This window comes from Halostella sp. PRR32 (genome assembly GCF_034808085.1).
Classification (GTDB): domain Archaea; phylum Halobacteriota; class Halobacteria; order Halobacteriales; family Natronoarchaeaceae; genus Halostella; species Halostella pelagica.
Genome location: NZ_JAXHGL010000005.1, coordinates 163,564 through 177,576, shown reverse-complemented (window position 1 = coordinate 177,576; position 14,013 = coordinate 163,564). Strand labels below are relative to the sequence as shown.

15 protein-coding genes are annotated in these 14,013 nt (G+C 66.6%); 7 read left to right on the top strand and 8 right to left on the bottom strand.

What is annotated here, in order from left to right:
• The first annotated feature begins 200 nt into the window (after positions 1-200).
• A complete protein-coding gene (locus SM753_RS16575; RefSeq protein ID WP_138797356.1) occupies positions 201-2,495 on the top strand; it encodes a cation-translocating P-type ATPase in 2,295 nt (764 codons plus the stop codon).
• 45 nt (positions 2,496-2,540) lie between these two features.
• Here SM753_RS16575 and corA read toward each other — a convergent pair whose 3' ends face one another.
• The 3 genes from corA to SM753_RS16560 all read right to left on the bottom strand — a co-directional run bounded on the left by corA (position 2,541) and on the right by SM753_RS16560 (position 4,325).
• Positions 2,541-3,521, bottom strand: coding sequence for a magnesium/cobalt transporter CorA (corA, locus tag SM753_RS16570; protein ID WP_323192467.1), 981 nt, complete (start codon positions 3,519-3,521; stop codon positions 2,541-2,543).
• Positions 3,518-3,682, bottom strand: a complete 165-nt coding sequence (locus tag SM753_RS16565; protein WP_323192466.1) for a hypothetical protein — start codon at positions 3,680-3,682, stop codon at positions 3,518-3,520. The genes corA and SM753_RS16565 overlap by 4 nt, the downstream gene beginning before the upstream one ends.
• 64 nt (positions 3,683-3,746) lie before the next feature.
• Positions 3,747-4,325, bottom strand: a complete 579-nt coding sequence (locus SM753_RS16560; RefSeq protein ID WP_323192465.1) for a hypothetical protein — start codon at positions 4,323-4,325, stop codon at positions 3,747-3,749.
• Between the two features lie 234 nt (positions 4,326-4,559).
• On the opposite strand from SM753_RS16560, the gene SM753_RS16555 reads away from it, so the two are divergent.
• Positions 4,560-5,132 carry a class I SAM-dependent methyltransferase gene (locus SM753_RS16555; RefSeq protein ID WP_135535319.1) on the top strand — a complete coding sequence of 191 codons (573 nt, stop codon included), beginning with the start codon at positions 4,560-4,562 and terminating at the stop codon, positions 5,130-5,132.
• Between the two features lie 23 nt (positions 5,133-5,155).
• On the top strand, positions 5,156-5,575 hold the full coding sequence (locus SM753_RS16550) for a DUF3054 domain-containing protein (RefSeq protein ID WP_323192464.1): 420 nt from the start codon (positions 5,156-5,158) through the stop codon (positions 5,573-5,575).
• Here SM753_RS16550 and SM753_RS16545 read toward each other — a convergent pair.
• Positions 5,561-6,817, bottom strand: a complete 1,257-nt coding sequence (locus SM753_RS16545; RefSeq protein ID WP_323192463.1) for an MFS transporter — start codon at positions 6,815-6,817, stop codon at positions 5,561-5,563. The genes SM753_RS16550 and SM753_RS16545 overlap by 15 nt on opposite strands.
• Positions 6,818-7,220: 403 nt before the next feature.
• Here SM753_RS16545 and SM753_RS16540 point away from each other — a divergent pair, with 403 nt between their 5' ends.
• Both SM753_RS16540 and SM753_RS16535 read left to right on the top strand, forming a co-directional pair.
• Positions 7,221-7,448: a hypothetical protein gene (locus SM753_RS16540; RefSeq protein WP_135535323.1), complete on the top strand. Its 228-nt coding sequence runs from the start codon at positions 7,221-7,223 to the stop codon at positions 7,446-7,448.
• A 127-nt stretch (positions 7,449-7,575) separates the two neighbouring features.
• Positions 7,576-8,574, top strand: coding sequence for an ornithine cyclodeaminase family protein (locus SM753_RS16535; protein ID WP_323192462.1), 999 nt, complete (start codon positions 7,576-7,578; stop codon positions 8,572-8,574).
• Between the two features lie 106 nt (positions 8,575-8,680).
• Here SM753_RS16535 and SM753_RS16530 read toward each other — a convergent pair whose 3' ends face one another.
• From SM753_RS16530 to SM753_RS16515, 4 genes are all read right to left on the bottom strand, one after another.
• On the bottom strand, positions 8,681-9,742 hold the full coding sequence (locus SM753_RS16530; protein ID WP_323192461.1) for a presenilin family intramembrane aspartyl protease PSH: 1,062 nt from the start codon (positions 9,740-9,742) through the stop codon (positions 8,681-8,683).
• A 58-nt stretch (positions 9,743-9,800) separates the two neighbouring features.
• Positions 9,801-10,028, bottom strand: a complete 228-nt coding sequence (locus SM753_RS16525) for a Gar1/Naf1 family protein (protein ID WP_323192460.1) — start codon at positions 10,026-10,028, stop codon at positions 9,801-9,803.
• The gene (gene srp19 / locus SM753_RS16520) at positions 10,028-10,309 is read right to left on the bottom strand and encodes a signal recognition particle subunit SRP19 (RefSeq protein ID WP_138797351.1); all 282 of its coding nucleotides are present in this window, start codon (positions 10,307-10,309) and stop codon (positions 10,028-10,030) included. The genes SM753_RS16525 and srp19 overlap by 1 nt, the downstream gene beginning before the upstream one ends.
• Positions 10,310-10,424: 115 nt before the next feature.
• Positions 10,425-11,603 carry a PGF-CTERM-anchored ABC transporter substrate-binding protein gene (locus tag SM753_RS16515; RefSeq protein ID WP_323192459.1) on the bottom strand — a complete coding sequence of 393 codons (1,179 nt, stop codon included), beginning with the start codon at positions 11,601-11,603 and terminating at the stop codon, positions 10,425-10,427.
• Positions 11,604-11,663: 60 nt separating this feature from the next.
• Between SM753_RS16515 and btuC the strand changes: the two genes are divergently transcribed.
• Together btuC and SM753_RS16505 are read left to right on the top strand one after the other, a co-directional pair.
• Positions 11,664-12,770 (top strand): vitamin B12 ABC transporter permease BtuC, encoded by a 1,107-nt coding sequence (gene btuC / locus SM753_RS16510; protein ID WP_323192458.1) that lies wholly within the window; start codon positions 11,664-11,666, stop codon positions 12,768-12,770.
• On the top strand, positions 12,767-14,008 hold the full coding sequence (locus SM753_RS16505; protein WP_323192457.1) for an ATP-binding cassette domain-containing protein: 1,242 nt from the start codon (positions 12,767-12,769) through the stop codon (positions 14,006-14,008). The genes btuC and SM753_RS16505 overlap by 4 nt, the downstream gene beginning before the upstream one ends.
• Positions 14,009-14,013 lie beyond the last annotated feature (5 nt).

Below are 14,013 nucleotides of genomic sequence, written 5' to 3'. Positions count from 1 at the left end.
TGTACGTGTTCGTATCCGATTGACTGAACGTCGTGTCTTCGAACAGGTGTCGCATCAGCGTCACCGCGGTGCGACGCTGACGCCACCGCTAGTTTCCGCCTTGGTTAATAATCCACTGTCGTTACTTTATCAGTATATGCGAAATAGAGCCGGATCTATAGCAGTAGAGTTAATAACTACTCGGTTCGTAGCTCGACGTGATGAGTCACAGCGGATCTTCGCAGGCGTCCGACGCGTCAGGTGACGAGGGAACCCTGACGCTCTCGGTGCCCGAGATGGACTGTCCCTCCTGCGCGTCGAAGGTAGAGGGAAGCGTCAGCGGCGTCGAGGGCGTCACTGACATCGACACCGTTCCCACGGCGGGCAAGGTGCGTGTCGACTACGGCGGACCGGCTGACCCAGCGGCGGTCGTCGCCGCCGTCGAGAGCGCCGGCTACGAGGTGGCCTCCGGCGGCCCCGAGGGCACCGACGACGACCCCGGCTCGGTGTGGCGAAGCACGCGGGCGATGAAGACGGGGCTCGCCGGCGCCTTCCTCCTGCTCGCGCTCGCCGTACAGTGGGCGGTTCCGGGGACGAACGCCGCGCTGTTTACGGCGCTGGGCCAGGAGTGGGTCCTCGCGGACGCCTTTTTCGTCGGCGCTATCGTGGCCGGCGGGCAGGTCATCGTCCGGAACGGTTACTACTCCGCCCGGAACCTGAGTCTCGACATCGACTTCCTGATGACCGCGGCCATCCTCGGCGCGACGGGACTGACACTGTTCGTCGCCGGGGAGAACCTGTTCGTCGAGGCGGCGACGCTGGCCGTGCTGTTCAACCTCGCTGAACTGCTGGAACGCTACTCCGTGACGCGGGCGCGCCGGTCGCTGGAGGAACTGTTCTCGCTCGCGCCGGAGACGGCAGTCGTCCGCCGGAACGGGGAACTCGACGAGGTCCCGGTCGACGCCGTCTCGGTTGGCGAAGAGGTTGTCGTCGAACCCGGCGAGAAGGTGCCGCTCGACGGCACCGTCACCGAGGGCGAGAGCGCGATCAACGAGGCACCGATCACCGGCGAGAGCGTTCCCGTGGACAAGCGGCCGGGCGACGAGGTGTTCGCCGGAACGATCAACCAGCAGGGGTACCTCGAACTGCGGGTCGACGCCGAGTCGAGCGACAGCACGCTCGCCCGGATCATCGACCTCGTCGAGGGGGCACAGGAGAACCGGACCGAGCGCGAGCAGTTCGTCGACCGGTTCGCCGGCTACTACACACCGGTCGTCACCGCCGCAGCGGTGCTGACCGCGGCCATCCCGCCGCTGCTCTGGGGCGCGTACTGGGTCGACTGGGTGGTCCGCGGGATCGCCCTGCTCGTCATCGCTTGCCCCTGCGCGTTCGTCATCTCGACGCCCGTCTCCGTGGTCTCCGGCATCACCAGCGCCGCGCGCAACGGCGTCCTCATCAAGGGCGGCGACCACCTCGAGACGACGGGCGAGGTCGACGCCGTCGCGTTCGACAAGACGGGGACGCTCACGACGGGCGAACTCGCCGTCACGGACGTGGTCCCCCTCGGCGACAACGACGCCGAGGACGTTCTCGCCTGCGCTCGCGGCGTCGAGCGCCGGAGCGAACACCCCATCAGTGACGCCATCGTGGACCACGCGGACGAAGCGTCGGTCGACGAGCGCGAGGTGACTGATTTCGAGGCGATCACCGGCAAAGGGGTCCGCGCCGATCTCGACGGGACGACACACTACGCCGGCAAACCCGCGTTTTTCGAGGACCTCGGGTTCGACCTGGACCACGTCCATTTCGCAACTGACGGGGGACAGGTGGTAGGCAAACCCCGGAGTCAGTGTGAGCGCCAGGGCTGTCTCGACCTCGTGGACGAGACGATCCCAGAACTTCAGGCCGAGGGGAAGACGGTGATCCTCGTCGGCACCGGGGACGCGCTCGAAGGCGTCATCGCCGTGGCCGACAGCGTACGCGAGGACGCGAAGCGGGCGGTCGAACGCCTCCGCGAAGTCGACGTCGAACCGGTGATGCTCACCGGCGACAACGAGGGCACCGCACGCGCCATCGCCGACGCGGTCGGCATCGACCGCTACGAGGCGGAACTGCTCCCCGAGGAGAAAGTCGAGGCCGTCGAGCGCCTCCGCGGGGAGTACGACACGGTTGCGATGGTCGGCGACGGCATCAACGACGCCCCCGCGCTCGCAGCGGCCGACGTCGGCATCGCGATGGGTGCGGCGGGCACCGACACGGCCATCGAGACGGCGGACATCGCGCTGATGGCCGACGACCTCTCGAAACTCCCCTATCTGATCGACCTCTCTCGAACCGCCAACGGCGTCATCCGGCAGAACATCTGGGCCAGCCTCGCCGTGAAGGCGATACTCGCCGTCGGCATCCCGCTCGGCTACGTCTCGCTGGTGCTTGCGGTGCTCGCCGGCGATGTCGGCATGACGACCGCCGTCACCGGGAACGCGATGCGTCTGGCGCGGCTCAGTCCGGAAGAGTAGACCACGAGTGGGACCCCGGTCACCGCCCCTGCAATCGAGTGCGGACTACAGCCAGCCTTCCCGTCGGAAGTAGCTGACCATCACGAGCGCGGTCACGAGCATTCCGAGCATTACGGCCGGATACCCCCAATCCCAGCCGAGTTCCGGCATGTTGTACGGCCCGCCGTCGAAGTTCATTCCGTAGACGCCGGCGATGAACGTCAGCGGGAGGACGATCGTGGCGACGACGGTGAGTTTCTTCATTACCTCGTTCGTCGACATCGAGAGGGAGTTCAGGTAGATGTCACGCGCGCCGCCGGTCAGGTCGCGGTACGTCTCGACGAGGTCGACCAGTTGCACGAGGTGGTCGTACGCGTCGCGGTAGTACTTCTCGGTCTCCTCGCTCACCTGGACTGGGTCGCCGCGAGCGAGGACGCCGACGGCGTCTCGGACGGGCCAGACGAGGCGGCGGAGCGAGAGAAGTTCCCGTCGGAGGCTGTGAATTCGCTCCAGGGTCCCGACGTCGGGGGCATCGATGACCTCGTCCTCGACGAGTTCGATGTCGTCCTCTATCTCGTCTAGCAGGCCGAAGTAGTCGTCGACGATACCGTCGATGATCCGGTAGGCCGTGAAATCGGCTCCACGCGCGACGACGCGAGTGTCGCCCCGGTCGACCGCGTTCCGCGCCCGCTCGACGGCCTCGACCCGGTCCAGCGATATCGTCACGACCCATCCGTCGCCGAAGAAGATGCCGACGGGGTCCTCCCGGAGTTCCTCCTCGAAGGTCGTCTCCCCGCCAGAGAGTTCGGCCTCCTTGATCAGGACGAACGCGTGGTCGTCGAACACGTCGACCTTGGGACGGACACCGTTCTGGATGTCCTCGGTTTCGAGATGGTGTATGTCGAAGGTGTCCCGTATCGTACCGAGTTCGGCGTCGTCCGGGTCGACGACGCGGATCCACGTCGTCCCGTCGGCGTCGCGAGCTTCCGCGATGTCGTCGTACTGTCTCGCTCCGGCGTTGTCGTACACGATAGCGTCGACGGTCACACGGCGTCACCTCCGGCCCGCCCGATGACCAGTAGCGTCAAACCGACCATCACCGCGGCGACGGAGAACGCTCGTCCGGGGTACTGCGTCGCGATACCCGCGACGTAGCCGACAACCCCGCCGACAGTTAGTGCGGTACCCACTGCTAGGTTCCGATTCATGGCAAAGCCATCTCTCGGCCGGTACAAACCGTTATCGGGCGGTCGTTGGTCGCCTCGGCGCGGATCACTCGTGGGGGAGAATGTCCCCGAGTGCGGCTCCAAGTGCCATGACGACCGCCGTCACGGTCGTCTGGCACGTCGCCACCCACGGTCCCGCCCAGTCGACGCGCCCCCACGCGGTCATCAGGAGCGCGGCCGTCCCCCCCGAGATGACGACGATGCCGACGAGCCGAACCGGAACGACGCCGAACAGCAGGTCGCTCTCGACCTCCTCGAAGCCGACGGCGTGGAGGATGCCGACGACGATGACGAGCCCCAGCGTCAGCGTCAGCAGGAAATACGGCGGATGGGCCGCGATGAAGCGTCCCACGTCGAGCGTCCCGTCCTCGACGAGCATGGGTACGCCGAAGATCAGGCTCCCGACGAGGGCCTCGCCGGCGTCCCGGATGTCGAAGTCGGACCGCAGGCGGCCGAACAGTCGGGGATCGCCCGCACGCCGGAGCGTCCGCATCGTCTCCCGGACCTGTTCGCGCTCCTCCGGCGAGTCCACTATCTCCTCCAGTTCTTCGAGTTCGTCGAGCGCGTCGTCGAAGTCCGGCCGATCCGCGTCCGAACCGTCCGATCCCTCGCCCGTTCGAGACATACGTGAAGGGAAACAACCGGACTACAATAAAAGCCGGCGACGCGTTCAGGCGGTTTTCCAGACGAGACCGGTTCGAACGGCTCGTACGACAAAACCGGTTCGAACGGCTCGTACGACAAAACCGGTTCGAACGGCTCGTACGACAAAACCGGTTCGAACGGCTCGTACAACAAAACCGGTTCGAACGGCTGGCGCGACAATACCGAGTAGTTGCTGGAGGTCGTAGCCCGCTACATGAGCGATATCCGTCCGTTCCATCGGTTCGCGCGCTGGTACGACCTCGCGATGCCGACGGTCGACGAGACGCCGCTCCGAGAGGCGCTCGGCCTCGCCGAACGACCCGTCCGGCACGGCGTCGATCTCGCGGGCGGCACCGGCCGTGCAGCGAGCGGTCTCCAGCACGTCGAGTGGACCGTCGTCGACGCCGCCCGCGGAATGCTAACCCGCGCCCGTCAGCGTGGACTGGACACCGTACAGGCCGACGCGGCGCGGCTTCCGTTCCGGGCTGAATCAGTCGACGCCGTCGTGATCGTCGACGCGTTGCACCACGTCGCCGAGCAGGACGAACTCGTCCGGGAGGCGTCCCGGGTCCTCCGTCCCGGCGGCGTGTTCGTCGTCGCGGATTTCGACCCCGACACGGTTCGGGGGCGGGTGCTGACCGCGGCCGAACACCTGATCGGCTTCGAGTCGACGTTTCGTACGCCGACCTCGCTCGCGGCCGACGTACGACGTGCGGGGTTCTCGACGCTGATCCCGGAGGGCGGGTTCGCGTACGTCGTCGCGGGCGTGAAACCGTCGGAACGATAATCGTTCGGATCGCAGGACCGAACATGGACTCGCTCGAATCCCGCAAACGGACGGGTCTCGCGCCGGCGTCGCTACCGCTTTTCGGCGGCGACCTGGTAACGATCGCGTCGTTTCTGATCGCCGGTGAACTGAGCCACGGCATCGATCCCGTCTCGCAACCACTGGTAGTGGTTGAGACTATCGTCCCGTTTGTCATCGGGTGGTTCGTCGCCGCCCCGCTGTTGCGCGTCTACGACCGGTCGGCGCTGTCGACGCCGCTTGCAGCGGCGCGACTTGCCGCCGGGACCTGGCTCGCTGCCGCCAACATCGGCCTCTTGCTCCGCGGGTCGCCGTACTTCGAGGGCGGCACGACGTGGCCGTTCCCGCTCGTCATCATCGGAATCGGCATTGTCTCACTGGTGACGTGGCGGGTCATCGCTGCCCGCGTTCTATCGACGGGATAGCACGGCCCCGGTCACAGACGCGACGACGGCGATACCCGCAAGAACGAGAAACAGGGCAAGCGGCGTCCCGTAGGTGAGAACCGCGCCCGCTATGGTGCCGCCGAACGCGCCGACCCCGAACGTTCCGAGATAGGTGAACCCGTAGGAGAGACCTCGCGTCCCGGCCGGCGTGTACTCCGCGACCGTGGCCTGGTACAGCGGCTGGACGACAAACAGCGTGAATCCGAGCGCCGCGCCGACGACCAGAAACGCCGTCAGTCCAGCGTTGGCCGCCGGAACGAATGCCGTCGCGAGCACTGCGAGCGCCGCGAACGCGACCGCGATACCGACTTCCGGCCGGATCCGGTCAGTTAGCTTCCCGCCGACGAACTGGCCCGCCATGCCGACCATCAACAGCGCGACGTAGGCGTACCGCGCCGGTTCGAGCTCTTCCCGCCCGACGGTGACCGGCGCGAACGATTCGAACTCGCCCAGCACCTCGGGGAGAAACGTGAGAACGCCGCGGTAGTAGAGTCCGGACATGATCACGACGAGGAAGATGCCGACGAACGCGCCGGAAAAGAGCGCGCGAGAGTCCGTGAGGAACTCGTCCAGCGAGGAGACGGCGCTCGCCCGCCCGTCGCCGTCAGCCGACCGATCCGGGCCGGCGTCGGTCACCGCTTCCGGGTCGCCGTCCGCGGCGACCTCCGCCGTCTCGTCGACGTTCGCCCGAAGCGCGTACAGTCCGCCGACAGTCGCCGGAACGGCGAGGAGTGCGGCGACAGTGCGCCATTCGAAGGGGATGAGCAACAGCGTCGTCGCCAGCGGCCCGAACGCGATGCCCGCGTTGCCCGCGATCCCGTGGTAGGCGAAGGCGTTCCCTCGCTCCTCGACGCCCTTGCTGATGAGCGAGAGCCCCGACGGGTGGTAGACGCTCGCCGCGACGCCCCACAGCAACAGCGCGAGGGTCACAAACGGGATAGAGGGCGCGACCGAGAGGACGAGAAAGGACCCGCTCATCCCGAGCAGGCAGGCCGCGATCACCCGCTGGGACCCGACGATGTCGGCGAGCATTCCGCCGGGGAGCGCGCCGATCCCGAACAGCGCGTAGCCCGCTGTGACGACGAGGCCCATCGTCGCCTCCGTCGTCGAGAACTCCAGCAACCAGACGGAGACGAGAATGGGGATCGAAAGTTCGTACGTGTGGACCAGCGAGTGGCCGACCATCACGAGTCCCGTGATCGACTTGTCGTTGGCGTTCACTCTCAGGGATAGTACGACAGTCTCGGGTTTGAACCCGTCGAAAGGGTGGGATGACAGAACGGCCCGTCGCAGGTCCGGCACGCGCTCGGCGATCCGTTTCGGAGACGAAGTCGGATCGACTGTGCGTGCGAGTTATCGTATGATATATGGTCACTAATACCCATTTGTAGCCCCAAATAATGCCAGATCGTCGAACGAGCGAACGGTTTGCTGTTTATCTGTCACAGATGGACGTCGGCGTCTCCGTCCGAAAACCGCCCGACTGAGTCCCGGTTCAGCTGTGGGATGCAATCGATAACTTATGGAAATCCAATCCGGTCGATACTGGAACAATATAGGTGAAATACCTGGTGCCTATGGGGAACACTTATATGCATATGCCTCATAGTATGTGATAGACATTATGACTAACTACTACGACATCGTCCTCGGCCTCATTCCCGTCGCACTGCTCGGTCTCACTGCTCTTCTCACTACTGCGGGTCTCGGTCTGACTACAGCGGTTCCGCTTGCGGCCAGCGTCTCCGTCGCGCTCATCGGTCACGCGATGTTCGTGAACGGGCCCGTCGACAGCACGGAAACGCCCCAGCAGTCCTCCCGGTCGCAGGTCGCCCCCGTCAACGCCGACTGATCTCTGATACGTCTCTCTACCGCTGATTTCGGGTTCTTCTCCGTTCAATTCTCTACTCTCTTTCCGACTCCGCCGCCGCTATCCGTTTCTACCAACCCTTTTTACGCCGGTCACCGATCGTTTCAGCATGACGACCGCACGGTTCCTGACGAGCGATGATGTTTCGGGCCTGGCGTCGCCGCGAGAGTACGTCGAGACCGTTCGGGACGGGTACCGCCAACGGGGTGAGGGCGCCCCCGCCGAACCGCGGACGAAACTACCCAACGCCGATCCGCCGGGGATGTTGACCGGCTACTCGGCGGTCCTTCCCGACACCGGTGCGATGGGCGGATACATGTACGCCGCTGGCTTCGGGGCCGAAGACGCCTGGTTCGTGACGCCGCTTTTCGACGCCGAGAGCGGCGAACCGCTCGCACTTCTGGACGGCGCGAGCATGAACCCCTTCAAAACCGGGGCGGCAGGCGCAGTGGGGGTCGACGCGCTCGCCAGACCCGACGCGACCTCGGTCGCCCTGATCGGGGCCGGTTCGCAGGCGCGCGGCCAGTTACGGGCGACCGTGACAGTCCGTGACGTCGAGACTGTCGACGTGTACTCGCCGACGAAAGAGAGTCGGGAGTCGTTCGCCGCCGAGATGAACGAGCGACTCGACGCCGCCGTCGCGGCCGTCGCCAGCAGTTCCGCGGCGGTCGAGAACGCTGATATCGTCATCACCGCGACGTCGGCGAGCGACCCGGTGTTCGACGGGGACCTGCTCGCGGACGGCGCACACGTCACGGCGATGGGCCAGTACCACCCCGAGAAGCGGGAACTCGATACGACCGCCATCGAGCGCTCGAAATACGTGCCCGACCTCCGAGCGCGGGTCATGCAGGACGCGGGGTCGTTCATCCACGCTGTGGAAGAGGGCGTCGTCACCGAGGACCACGTCCACGCCGAACTCGGCGACATCGTCGCCGGCGAGGCGCCCGGCCGGGAGACGCCCGACGAGATAACCGTATTCGACAGCGGCGGTACCGGTATCGAGACCGTCGCGGCGGCGAAACTGCTCTACGACAGGGCGGTTGAGGAAGACCTCGGCTCCGAGATCAACTTCGCGCCCGCGAGCGAGGCGCTGACTGGAGAGTGATCGGAGACACGAAAGACGTCAGCTTCATAGGGACTGTTGTAATTCAATTCGGTATTTCGCCGACGCGGGGTCGGCGAATACCGGTACACAGTTACAACAATCCCTATCAGAGACCCAGCGCCTGTGTGAGCGTCAGCCCGCTCGCGAGCGCGCCGGCCAGATAGCCGCCGATAGCGCCCCCGTTGAGCAGCGGAAGGCCGGCGTGGGCGCGACCTTTCAACACCATCGTCATGAGCACGACCAGACCGACCATCGTCCCGACCATCGCCGACAGCGACGCCAGGTTGAGAGCGATTCCGGGCACCTGAATGAGTCCCTCGTCGATGAAGAACGCGGCGCTGGCGACGATGATGGTCGGCATCACGGCGTCTCCGAGGCCGATAAACAGCGCATCCCGTTCAAGCGGCCCCTCGTCGGTGACGGCGTCGCCCGCGCTCCCGTCAGGGTCTGTGGCTCGGTCGTCGGACGCTCCCCCGTCGTCGGTCGCCGCGTCGGGTTCAGAGACTTCCTCGGAACCGGTCGCGTCCGCTCCGTCCGTCGCCTCGCGTTGCGCCGCGAGGAACGAGTACGGAAGCGTCGTCGGCACGACGAACATGATGGGTACGTTCAGGTCCATCACGCCCTCCGCGAGGTCGAGCATGTGCTCGGTCCCGTAGACGCTGATCGCGTCGTACACCGCGAGAACCACGAGCAGGATAATAGCGGGCAGGAGACCGAAACTGATCCCGAAGATGCCCGCCGCCCCCGCACCCATTACTATCCCGGTGGCGTCGATGACGTACCACTCCGGGTGGACGAGCAGGCCGACGATGACGGCCGCAGCGCCGGCGAGTGCGAGGACGTTCACCCCGACGCCGCCGACGGAGACGGAGACGAGCGGCGGGACGACGACGTTCAGGACGTACCACGTCAACAGACCGCTCGTGAACACCAGGATCCCGCGGATGAACCAGCGAACGTCGAACTTGATGGCGGCGAGCATCACGCCCGTCGCGATGAGGATCGCGCCGAAGTAGGCGAAACTGTTCGTCGGATCGTCGGGGTTCTCGACCGCCTGGTAGCCCGCGGACTGGAACGGTTCCACGAGTGCGAGCGCCCCGAGTTGTACCAGCAGGAAGATGCCGACCGTCGCCGCGACCGCGGCGTACGCGCGATGTCGCTGTTCCATGTGCTCGCCGGTTAGAGTGCCTGCGGTATGGCAGTTGCGTTCCCGAGTGTCTGGCCCGCTATCGCGCGTACAGTTTCTCCCCGAGCATCGTCGCGAGCGGTTCGTCGCCGTCGGGCGAGACCGCGACGTACGGCCGCGAAACCGGGCCGAAAACGTCGACGACGCGCCCCACGTCGTTCAGCGATTCGTCGACCGCGGTCCGCCCGATGTCGGGTGCGTCTTCGCCCGCCGCTCGGAGAATCAACAGCCCCTGTGCCGTCCGGACGACCTCGCCGAGTCGCTCCATCACTCTCGGAGGGCGGCGACGTACGCGGCGACCGCCTGGACGATGTCGTTTTTCGAGGAGTCGTCCGCGTCCTTGATCAGGACGCGCCCCCGCTCCTCGTGGCCCTCTCGGGAGTAGGCCACGTCTCGCTCTATGACGGCGTCGTATCCGACCTGTCCCGCCGCTTCCGCTATCTCGTCGACCGTGGGGTCGGGCACCGCGATGTCCGTCGGTACCCGTCTGCCCTCCGTCCGCGTCTTCTCGGCGTCGAGATAGGCGGGCCAGATGACGTTTTCGACCATACGTTCCGGTTCCGCGCGCCGCCGTTAACAACCTTTCTGTCGGCCGTAACCGCGTCGACGGATTCGCCGGGCCGCGAGGTAGAGATCGGTCGGCGAGTGACGGCCGTCAGTGCTTTCACCGTCGGCCAGCGAGCGCGAGCGCGGCGACGAGCGCTGCGACCGCTGCGCCGGCGCCCATACCCGGCTGTCCGTCACTGTCTGACTCGCCGTCGCCATCACTGTCCGTTTCGCCGCCGTTCTCCACAGTGGTGGTCGTTTCGCCGGAACTGTTCGATCCGTTGATTTCGGCTTCGCCGCGGACGCTCACGTTGGCCTCCTCGTACGCCTCGGGGTGGATAGACTCAGCGATCTGACTGATCGGGACTACCACGCGCGGTCCGGGCTGGGTGAGGTAGTTGGCGTTGACCTCGATGACCTGGTCCTCTTGGACGGCGGTCGTGCCGGACAGCGCCTCGCTCTCCTGAAGGCCCATCTGACGAGAGACCATGATCCACTCGGGGTTCTGCTCGATGATCACTTCGCCGCTCAGTTGACCATACCCCTCGACGCCGGCCGCGACGGCGATGTTCTCGCCGCCGCCGAGTTCGATAATGTGGTTGATGAACGTCCCCTCTCCGGGGGTGTAGCCGCCGCCCATCTGGTAGTAGAGGGGCGCGGCGTCCTCGCCGCTGACGGCCTCGTTGACGACCCGGATCTCGGTCTGCATCCGGTCGACCGTCTCCGCGGCACCCTCGCAGTTACCGGTCAGACGGCCGGTGCGATTCGTCTTCTCGTAGATGTCATCGAGGGAACCCGCCTCCCGGAACTCGTACACCGTCATTCCGGCGTTGCGGACCTGTGAGATGGTCTCGTCGGGCGTGCTGTTGGGCGCCAGCACGAGGTCGGCCTCCGTGGCGACCACCGTCTCGACGTTGACCGAGACGCCGTCGTCCTGGCTGATGTCGGTCACGTTATCGCGGCCGTCGAGATACTCCGTGTACCGGCTGACCGCCATCCCTGTCACCTGCCCCTGCCCGCCGATCTCCCACATCGTCTGGGCCGCGCTCGGCTGGAGCGCAACCACTGAATCGGGGCGTTCGTCGAGCGTTATCTCGTTTCCTTTCGCGTCCTCCACCGTTACTGGGAACGAACAGTTCTCCTGAGCGATTGCATCGTTCGTTGCTGCCGCCGACTCGGCGACGGCGGCGGTGTCGCCCGGAACTGCCGACTGGGCGGCACCCGCGGTGCCGACAGCGCCGACGCCCGCAACGACGACAAGCAACGCGACCAAGAGTCGAAGTCCGTCTCGTACCATCGGTCTGAGACTCCGTCGTTAGACAATAAGTATTTACCTAACCCAACTCGGATTGCAACCATGCGAACTGGGGCTCGGACGATAGTCTGGTCCGCGGCGCTCACTGCCCTGCTCGGCGCGGTCGTCGTCGTGAGCGCCGCTATCGGCCCCGTGTCACTGGACTACGCCAACGTCGCGAAGGCGACGGTAAACACCCTCGCCGTCCCAGCATCGGCGGGGTTGTCGGTGTCGTCCGTCTCGCTACCGCTGCTGCCGGTGTCCGTTCCCGTGCCCGGTTTCGACGTGGGGTACGTCCACCCCTTCTCGCTCGCCGTTCCCGAGACGGACCAGCGGATCGTCGGCAAACTCCGCCTGCCGCGCATCGCGCTCGCCGGGGCCGTCGGGTTCGCGCTCGCGTCCGCGGGGACCGTCATGCAGGGGTTCTTCAGGAACCCGATGGCAGACCCCTCGATCATCGGCGTCTCCTCCGGCGCGGCGGTGGGCGCGGTCGCCGCCCTCGCCTTGCCCGGCGTGGTTCCGATCGGGCCGCGCTGGGCGGCCTTCGCCGGCGCGCTTGCGACCGCGTTTCTCGTGTACGCTATCGCTACCGAGGACGGCCGAACGCCGGTCGCGACGCTTCTCCTCGCCGGCGTCGCCGTCCAAACGCTGCTCGGTGCTGTCGTCTCGTATCTCCTCGTCCTGAGCGGCGACCAGTTGCGCGAAGCGATGTACTGGCTGATGGGGAATCTACACGCCTCGACGTGGAGCGACGTGGAGTTCGCGCTTCCGGTCGCGGTCCTCGGATTCGCGGCGCTGAGCGCGTTCGCGCAGGACCTCAACGTCCTCCTGCTCGGCGAGGAGGACGCGACGCATCTCGGCGTCGAGGTCGAGCGCACGAAGCGACTGCTTCTCGCGCTGTCGAGTCTCATCACCGCGGCGGCAGTCGCCGTCGCGGGCGTCATCGGTTTCGTCGGGCTCGTCGTCCCGCACATGATGCGGCTACTCGTCGGTCCGGACCACCGGATACTGCTCCCGACGAGCGCGCTCGCCGGTGCCTCGTTTCTGGTCACCGCCGACACGCTCGCGCGGTCGGGACCGGCCGAAGTACCGGTCGGCATCGTCACCGCGGCGATCGGTGCCCCGTTTTTCCTCTTTTTGCTCCGCCGCCGGGAGGTGAGCGCGCTGTGATAGATATCGAGAGCGTACGCGTCTCGCTCGGCGGCGCGGAGGTCCTTTCGGGCGTCTCCGCGTCCGTCGAGCGGGGGTCGTTCGTGGGACTCGTCGGTCCGAACGGGGCCGGCAAGACGACGCTCCTGCGGACCGTAAGCGCAGCCCTGACTCCGGACAGCGGCCGTGTGCAGGTAGACGGCGACGACGTTCACGCGCTCTCGTCGAGAGCGGCCAGCCGACGGGTCGCCGTCGTGCCGCAGGAGACCCACCTGTCCTTCTCGTTCGACGTCGAAACCGTCGTCGAGATGGGTCGCCATCCGTACCGGTCGCGGTTCGGTCGGGAGACGGACGCGGACCGCGACGCGGTCGCAAAAGCCATGGAGCGGACCGCAGTCGCTCGCTTCGCGGACCGCTCTATCGAGGGCATCAGCGGCGGGGAGCGACAGCGCGTGCTCCTTGCGCGGGCGCTCGCCCAGGACGCGCCGGTTCTCCTCCTCGACGAACCCACTGCCAGCCTCGACGTGAACCATCAGGTCGAGACGCTGGAACTCGTTACGGATCTGGTCGCCGACGGCAAGACGGCCGTCGCCGCTATCCACGACCTCGACCTCGCGGCGCGCTACTGCGACGAACTCCTCCTGATCACCGACGGCGACCTGCTCGCCGCGGGTCCCCCTGTGCAGGTCCTCTCGGAGTCGCGGCTCGCAGACGCCTTCGACACGAACGCCGTCGTCTCCCGGGACGGGACCACCGGAAGCGTCTCCGTCACGGCGCTCGCAGACCGTCCGGACGCGGACGGGACCGTCCACGTGGTCGGCGGCGGCGAGACCGGTGCCAGGGTGCTGGACGCGCTCAGGTCGGCCGGGTTCGACCGCACGGCCGGGCCGCTCCCCGAGGGCGACGCCGCCGCCGAGACCGCACGCGTACAGGGTGTCGACCTCCTCACGTCGTCGCCGTTCGACCCTATCGACGGCGCGATGATAGACGCCCTCGCCGACCGCGTCGCCGCCGCGGACGTGACGGTGCTTGCCGACCCCGTCGTGACGCCCGGCAACCGAGACGTACTGTCGGTCGTCCGCGACGCGCGGACGCTCGTCGTCGTCGAGACGCGACCGTTCGAGGAGCGCAACCACGCCGGAGAGGGCGCGCGGGAGGCGTACGAATCGCTCCGCCGCGGCGCGACGGTCGTCGCCGAGGACGACGTGACCGCGGCGGTCAGAGAACTCCGCCGGACGGTCACCGCGGAGAGCGCGTAGCCGGT

Coding starts and splice junctions, on each gene's coding strand:
- SM753_RS16540 (WP_135535323.1), top strand. CDS start 7,221: ATGACTAACTACTACGACATCGTCCTCGGCCTCATTCCCGTCGCACTG.
- SM753_RS16515 (WP_323192459.1), bottom strand. CDS start 11,603: ATGGTACGAGACGGACTTCGACTCTTGGTCGCGTTGCTTGTCGTCGTT.
- SM753_RS16555 (WP_135535319.1), top strand. CDS start 4,560: ATGAGCGATATCCGTCCGTTCCATCGGTTCGCGCGCTGGTACGACCTC.
- SM753_RS16575 (WP_138797356.1), top strand. CDS start 201: ATGAGTCACAGCGGATCTTCGCAGGCGTCCGACGCGTCAGGTGACGAG.
- SM753_RS16530 (WP_323192461.1), bottom strand. CDS start 9,742: ATGGAACAGCGACATCGCGCGTACGCCGCGGTCGCGGCGACGGTCGGC.
- srp19 (WP_138797351.1), bottom strand. CDS start 10,309: ATGGTCGAAAACGTCATCTGGCCCGCCTATCTCGACGCCGAGAAGACG.
- btuC (WP_323192458.1), top strand. CDS start 11,664: ATGCGAACTGGGGCTCGGACGATAGTCTGGTCCGCGGCGCTCACTGCC.
- SM753_RS16565 (WP_323192466.1), bottom strand. CDS start 3,682: ATGAATCGGAACCTAGCAGTGGGTACCGCACTAACTGTCGGCGGGGTT.
- SM753_RS16560 (WP_323192465.1), bottom strand. CDS start 4,325: ATGTCTCGAACGGGCGAGGGATCGGACGGTTCGGACGCGGATCGGCCG.
- SM753_RS16550 (WP_323192464.1), top strand. CDS start 5,156: ATGGACTCGCTCGAATCCCGCAAACGGACGGGTCTCGCGCCGGCGTCG.
- SM753_RS16525 (WP_323192460.1), bottom strand. CDS start 10,028: ATGGAGCGACTCGGCGAGGTCGTCCGGACGGCACAGGGGCTGTTGATT.
- SM753_RS16535 (WP_323192462.1), top strand. CDS start 7,576: ATGACGACCGCACGGTTCCTGACGAGCGATGATGTTTCGGGCCTGGCG.